4 protein-coding genes and 2 pseudogenes are annotated in these 5,436 nt (G+C 43.9%); 4 read left to right on the top strand and 2 right to left on the bottom strand.

Annotation, left to right across the window (positions count from 1 at the left end; all coding sequences use genetic code 11):
* Positions 1–88: 88 nt before the first annotated feature.
* Both ACLQ6D_RS13010 and ACLQ6D_RS13005 read right to left on the bottom strand, forming a co-directional pair.
* A pseudogene (locus ACLQ6D_RS13010) lies at positions 89–1,290 on the bottom strand (undecaprenyl-phosphate glucose phosphotransferase).
* A gap of 396 nt (positions 1,291–1,686) precedes the next feature.
* The gene (locus ACLQ6D_RS13005) at positions 1,687–3,444 is read right to left on the bottom strand and encodes a L,D-transpeptidase family protein (protein WP_411727744.1); all 1,758 of its coding nucleotides are present in this window, start codon (positions 3,442–3,444) and stop codon (positions 1,687–1,689) included.
* Positions 3,445–3,674: 230 nt separating this feature from the next.
* On the opposite strand from ACLQ6D_RS13005, the gene ACLQ6D_RS13000 reads away from it, so the two are divergent.
* From ACLQ6D_RS13000 to ACLQ6D_RS12985, 4 genes and pseudogenes are all read left to right on the top strand, one after another.
* Positions 3,675–4,001 carry a hypothetical protein gene (locus ACLQ6D_RS13000; protein WP_411727742.1) on the top strand — a complete coding sequence of 109 codons (327 nt, stop codon included), beginning with the start codon at positions 3,675–3,677 and terminating at the stop codon, positions 3,999–4,001.
* 108 nt (positions 4,002–4,109) lie between these two features.
* Positions 4,110–4,388, top strand: coding sequence for an LOG family protein (locus tag ACLQ6D_RS12995; protein ID WP_411727746.1), 279 nt, complete (start codon positions 4,110–4,112; stop codon positions 4,386–4,388).
* Between the two features lie 9 nt (positions 4,389–4,397).
* Positions 4,398–4,589: a hypothetical protein gene (locus ACLQ6D_RS12990; RefSeq protein ID WP_411727740.1), complete on the top strand. Its 192-nt coding sequence runs from the start codon at positions 4,398–4,400 to the stop codon at positions 4,587–4,589.
* A 56-nt stretch (positions 4,590–4,645) separates the two neighbouring features.
* Positions 4,646–5,436 (top strand): annotated as a pseudogene (locus tag ACLQ6D_RS12985) (mechanosensitive ion channel protein MscS); the annotation flags it as partial.

Genomic DNA, 5,436 nt, shown 5'->3' with positions numbered 1-5,436 from the left:
CTCGGGAAGTGACTTCGGGAACGGCAAACCATCCCGCCCAAGCACGTCGATAACCATGATTGCACCAGCTGTACAGATGCCCAGCATTCTACCGGTAGTGGCTGTCTGTGACAACCGGATAAGCACGCTTTATAGTATATAACACGAATTTGATATCTAACCACAACGACCAGTTCCTTATATAGTTGAGATCGAATTGTATCCGGCCTTCCATTTTGTCCAGGGAGTCAGTTTCGCCACTGTAGCTGTTGATTTGAGCTAACCCGGTAATTCCAGGTTTCACTTTGTGCCTGAGCATGTAACCTTTAACTTGACCTCTATAAAATTCATTATGGGCGACAGCATGGGGCCTTGGCCCTATGACAGACATCCTACCCAGTAATACATTAAAAAATTGCGGTAGTTCATCCTGGGATGTACGTCTCAGGAAGCCGCCCAATTGGGTGACTCTTGGATCGTTTTTCTTGGCCTGCGCAACGCTGTCCACATCCTCGCAGACGGTCATCGTCCTAAATTTCCATACAATGATCTCTTCCCCCTGAAACCGTAGCGGCGTTGTTTAAAAAGCACGGACCCAGGAGAAGTCAATCGGATTGAAATTGCAATCACCAATAAAGGAATGGCTATGATTGTTAACACGACACTACTAAAAACAATATCGAAAATTCTCTTCATTGCACCGTCAATCCCATAAAAATGGGTATCGTGGATACTTATGACAGGTATTCCTTTGATGTTAATCAGGCTGGATCTGAGTAAATCAAATGCAAACAAATCTGGCACGTAATGGACAGATGCGGTTTTATCCGATAATTGTTCAAGAATTTTCTTAATGCGTAGTTCGGCCCGTAGAGGCAAGGTAATGTAAACAAGGTCGATAGCACCTTCTTTGGCAAGCTTAATGAGATGGCCTATATCACCCGCTAATTTGGTCGGATCAAATTGATAGTTGTCCTTAGTGAGGCGCTTCCGGTCATCAAAAAAACCGAGAAAGTCCATAGCCATAGCACCTTCTTCAAAGAAGATTTTTTCCAATTCTGAACCGAGCATCGTGATGCCGACAATTGCAACCCGATGCTGGTTTTTGCTCAATTTTCTGGCCAGATTCGCCACGCTACGGACAATAACGTGCCAGGAAATGATTTCGATGGGGACGGATAGACTCCAGATCCAAAAATATTGCTTGTAAATAGGATCTATCAGCGTAAAAATTCCATCAACGAACATCAATACAAACATCACATAAAACCAGGAAACCGCAATAAGCCTGGTCTCGGTCAATGTAGACATGGATCGGGCACCGCAGTATAGTTCGTTATACGAAGTAAATACACCAAAGCCAACGACAGAAATCAACAGCCACCAGGTATGTTTGTTGTCCCACTGCACAGATGCCAGTTCGAGAATAGACCACAAGGTCAGTCCGATGACGATAACATCCTATAGCCTAACCAATACGGCGAGTTTGCTGCTATACGGACGAATAGCTCGGATAGTCTGGGGGCTCATCATATTTTTAACTTTATTGGGCAAATAATATTAGTGGGGTTGGTCGATAAGGTCGAGATTTCACTAACCGTGAGATAAACCCAATTACATAAAAGAGTGTTGTGACCACAACTAAAAAAATCAATACTATGAGAAACGATAAGTAGCTACAAACCATATGCAATCTTGGTTAATACATCAAGGTATTCCGTTGGGAACAGGAGGTTCTACGCGGGCACTCACAAAAATCGATTGGTCGGACAGGTCATTGTTTTTTTTTAGTGCTTCCAGTAGAACTGCGTCGTGACCATAAATATCCTGATAAAACGCAAGATTATTGTTTTGGTCGATAAATGATGTGGTGTAAAAGAACAGGACAGGTATGGGCTGCTGTAAAATAACACGCCGTGTAATCGGGCTTTTCATGGCTTTTTTTATGGTGTCAGAATCCCACTTACCCTGATTTCTTAAGGCGAATTCGGTCAATGCTATTGGATTTTCAACACGTACGCAACCGTGGCTAAAATCCCTGCGCGATTTGCTAAACAAGGAATTCGCGGGCGTGTCGTGTAAGTACACGTCGTCCTTATTAGGAAAAATAAATTTTACTTTACCTAAGCTATTTTTGTTCCCGGGACGCTGCCTAACCCTTAAAACGCCTCTCTTGAGTTTTTCAATCGTGTCGTTGTTTACGGAAACAGGCGTGGCTGAATGTCCAGAGCTGGGAACGATCTCCATGTTTTGGGAAAACAGATAATCCGGATTTCGGATCAGCTTAGGCAAGATTTCTCCTTTTAAGATGTTCGCAGGGACATTCCAATAAGGCATAAATTCAATAAAACTCATTTGCGCCATCAATACAGGCGTTTGATTTTTCAGCGCTTTACCAACAACAACCCGCATATTTATGATGTTGGGATCAGTATCATTGATGTCATCGATCGCCCATAGCTGGAATGCTGGAATATTGACAATAATTGAGCGCCCGACATTAAGCTCAGGAAGCCAGCGCAACCTTTCCATAGCCAGCTCAATCTGCGTTATCCGCTGTGCCAAGGGTTCGTTAATCGCAGTGGCGGTAGCTGGCCCTATAGTCCCATCAGCGGCCAAGCCGTGACGGATCTGGAATTTTTTTACGCCTTCTACGATATTATCGGTGTATTTCGGGTTTTTTTCGGCGCTATTGATGGTAGCACTTTCGGGTAAATCGCCAACACCGGCCAAAAATATGTTCAGTTCCGCCAGCTGAGGATGGTGTTCTCCAGGCCGTAGTTTACCTTTAACGATAAACTTGAATGATGGCGACTTTGCTGTAATGAGACGATAAGTCGCTAATGCAGATTTTAGCTTTTGGTATTGTTGTAGCTTTGGTTCTACCAGGAGAGGTAGTTGGGAAATCGTGTTCAGTGACATGCTGTCTTTGATCAATACTGGAAAGTCAGTCAGTTTTTTTTCCCGCAACTGTAAGTTGAAGTTTATTCCATGAGGATTTACCCGGCCATAATGGATGTCGTGCAAGAAACGTAACACCGCTATACTGAGCGCTGTATCATAGAGTGCTAGTTCTTTGTAGGCAGTGGGTGTGAGAGTTAGGGCAAGATTAAATTTTTTTCGCAGCATTTCTGCATCATAATTCTCCTGGATTAATCCCTGAGATGATGCGTTTGCAAGAAGTTCAAGGGCATCAGCCGTATTTTTAGCTGTTGTGGCATCATCGCCCAGCCATAGCAATTTGTAATTAGCGCGTTTATAGAGTGCATCCAGATCTTCGATCCGATTAGAAAAATTAGCTTGCTTCAGGTAAGGGTGTCGCCTTGCCGTAATGATGGCGTTGATTTCTTTGCTGACACTGGGTTCCTGTAACGCTGATCCATCGGCAAAAAGGTGTTGCAAAGGTAGGGTTGCCAAAAACAATATCAACCATTTGGATGCGAAAAATTTTGCTTGTTGGATCATAAGGATGGCTTCCTTGAGGAAATAATTGGCCAATATTAAGTGTTCGCCATAACACCGCTATAATTCAGGATAATTATACTCAACTACTTGCCATAGCACACAAAATTCAATGTTGAGTTGGTACTGTCGGTGCTAAAGCGTTGTCGACGGCATAAACATGTACTTAATACAGCTTAGGCAACGATACTCCCCATCCAGCTTGTAGCAGATATTGATAAACGGAAATATATATGGTCAATAAACCCCGAATACCCTGTGATAGTCCTTTCCCCACGGCGAAACAGGATGCTACGAACGTATCGTATGGGTATGGTACAGCGCAGAGCAGTTCTCCCTCTTATCGACTGGCTTACGATGATTTTGATTTTATTATGCGTGATGAGTTACGCCCGGTGCGGTTACAGCTTGAATTGCTTAAGCCGGAGTTAACGCAGGCGGAACACAATATTCAAGCAACCGTCGTTATTTTTGGTAGCGCCCGTATCCCTGATTACCACGATGCGCAACAAGCAATGCTGTATGCGGAACAGGCGCTGAGTGTGCAACCCGATGGATGACGCAAAGCTGAGACAAAACGTGGCTGATGCCCGACAAGTTTTGAAAAAATGCCATTACTATGAAGAGGCTCGGAGTTTAGGCAGGATAATTACTGTGGAGGAAAAAAACTGGAGCAGTCAATTGTCGTAGTGACCGGCGGTGGGCCGGGAATTATGGAGGCAGCGAACAGGGGTGCGGCGGATGTGGATGGGAAAAGTATAGGGCTGAACATTGTATTGCCCGGCGAGCAGAAGCCCAACCCTTACATTACACCGGAACTTTGTTTTCAATTTCATTATTTTGCCATCCGTAAAATGCATTTTTTGATGCGGGCAATCGCCCTGGTTGCCTTTCCAGGCGGCTTTGGGACGTTGGATGAGCTTTTTGAAACCCTAGCATTAATTTAAACACGAAAAGTGCGCAAAGTTCCAGTTATCCTGTTCGGGCAGAACTACTGGGATAGGACAATCAATTTTGATGCGCTGGTTGAGGAAGGCGCAATTTCACAGTGCGGCCGCGAACTGCTCCAATACGCTGAATCCGCTGATGAAGCATGGGTCATTATTCTGGAGAATTACACTAATGGCAATAACCACAAAGGCAATTAAAACCTATGAAGTTTATTGATTTATCATATTTTTCAATGCGTAACGTACATCTAAGCATGGTTAAACTCCTCTGCTTGTTGATGTTGCTTGCAGCGGGACTGGTTGATGCACAGGCCGAAAAGGTTAGGGCAAGCAGTGTCTCAGAAAATACAGGTTCTGAAATTACCCAAAACCAGCTCAAGACCAAAATTGAAGCCCTCAACACCCAGCAGGGGATTGATGAGGCTATGAAGGCTCAATTGCTAATGTTTTATCAATCAGCCCAGGGAAATTTGGCCAATATTGAATCGGTTACTGCAAAAACGACTGATTTTGATGGAGCAATCAAGCAGGCTCCAGAGAAAACAAAAAAACTGCAACGGGAAATTGAACAAGCGCAGCAAAAGATCACTAAGCAAAGGTCTGAGGACTTCAGTAAGATTTCAGGCGAAGAGTTGGAACAACGATTGATTTTTGAAAAAGAAAAAATTAGCGCCCTGGATGAGCAAATCAAGAAATTCGAAAAAGAGCTGATTTTGCAAAATGAACGGCCGCAGCTGATTCGCCAAGAAACTATTGAAGCTCAAAGGGAGATTGAAACAGCACAGAAGAAACTGGAAACGCCCCAATCTGGGACAGCATCAAAGCTTGAAACAGAGGCCAAGCAAATACAGCTAAACACCCTGATTGATTCGCGTAGCGCTGAACTAAAAATGTTGACGGTTGAAGCGAATAGCAACCTTGTCCGGGTCGAATTGTTAAAATCTAAGCTGCAATTATTGAATATCCAGAAAGAACTGCTGAGTCCGGCCATTATCGCCATCGAAAATCTCGTTAACGAGCGGAAACAGCAGGAAGCGATCCATTT

This window comes from Methyloglobulus sp., from assembly GCF_046714055.1.
Lineage (GTDB): Bacteria > Pseudomonadota > Gammaproteobacteria > Methylococcales > Methylomonadaceae > Methyloglobulus.
Note: the sequence above shows the minus strand (reverse complement) of the source record. Positions and strands in the feature narration are given on the sequence as shown.

Bases quoted from the DNA above. Each gene is read 5' to 3' on its own strand.
- ACLQ6D_RS13005 (WP_411727744.1), bottom strand. From the start codon at position 3,444: ATGATCCAACAAGCAAAATTTTTCGCATCCAAATGGTTGATATTGTTT.
- ACLQ6D_RS13000 (WP_411727742.1), top strand. From the start codon at position 3,675: ATGGTCAATAAACCCCGAATACCCTGTGATAGTCCTTTCCCCACGGCG.